Source organism: Acinetobacter sp. 2JN-4 (assembly GCF_003687745.1).
Classification (GTDB): domain Bacteria; phylum Pseudomonadota; class Gammaproteobacteria; order Pseudomonadales; family Moraxellaceae; genus Acinetobacter; species Acinetobacter halotolerans.
On the sequence record NZ_RDNY01000024.1, the window covers coordinates 1 to 656 of the forward strand.

The 656-nt window shown below is 41.2% G+C and carries 2 protein-coding genes; both read left to right on the plus strand.

Annotated features, from left to right (window positions below; translation table 11 throughout):
* Nucleotides 1–296: HK97 family phage prohead protease (locus EAH57_RS15800; RefSeq protein WP_171407494.1), on the plus strand; the 296-nt coding region annotated here is incomplete at its 5' end.
* A 2-nt stretch (nt 297–298) separates the two neighbouring features.
* The coding region (locus EAH57_RS15805) for a phage major capsid protein (RefSeq protein WP_121930874.1) at nt 299–656 on the plus strand (358 nt) is incomplete at its 3' end.

Here is a 656-nt window from a genome sequence, read left to right on the forward strand (position 1 = left end):
ACTCTGCAAAGGGTGCATTTTTACTTAAAGAAATTGATCTGTGGGAAGTGTCTATTGTGACCATGCCTGCAAATACTGAAGCAAAGATTACCGAAGTGAAAGCATCGCTTCAAAAAGGCGAGATTCCACCGCCGTCAACAGTGGAAAAAGCCCTGCGAGAGGCATTGGGTTTTACACGTTCACAAGCCAAAGGATTTATGTCCAAAGGCTACAGCGCATTAGAACAGCGAGAGGCTGATCAAGAAGATGCGCTTCAATCACTTAAGTCCTTAAAATCCATTTTCGTAGGTAAATAATCATGGGTATTGAAAAGAAAGATATTGAAGAGGTTGCAGCAGACCTTAAAGGTGCATTTGAAGATTTTAAAAAGGCAAATGACAAAGAGCTTGAAGCAATCAAGGCAGAAAAAGACAAGCTTGAACAAAAGACTGATCAGTTGAATGAAAAGTTAGGTGATCTAGATGCTTTAAAAGCAGAGCTTGAAAAGGAAATTAAACAAGCGAAGCGACCAGGTGCACCAAGTGGTGGGGATGTTGAAGCACATAAAACAGGCTTTTTACAATTCCTGCGCAAAGGTAATGACGATGGGCTTGCTGATCTTCAAAAAAAGGCAATTCAAATTGGTGTAGATGCAGATGGTGGTTATGCCGTACCAG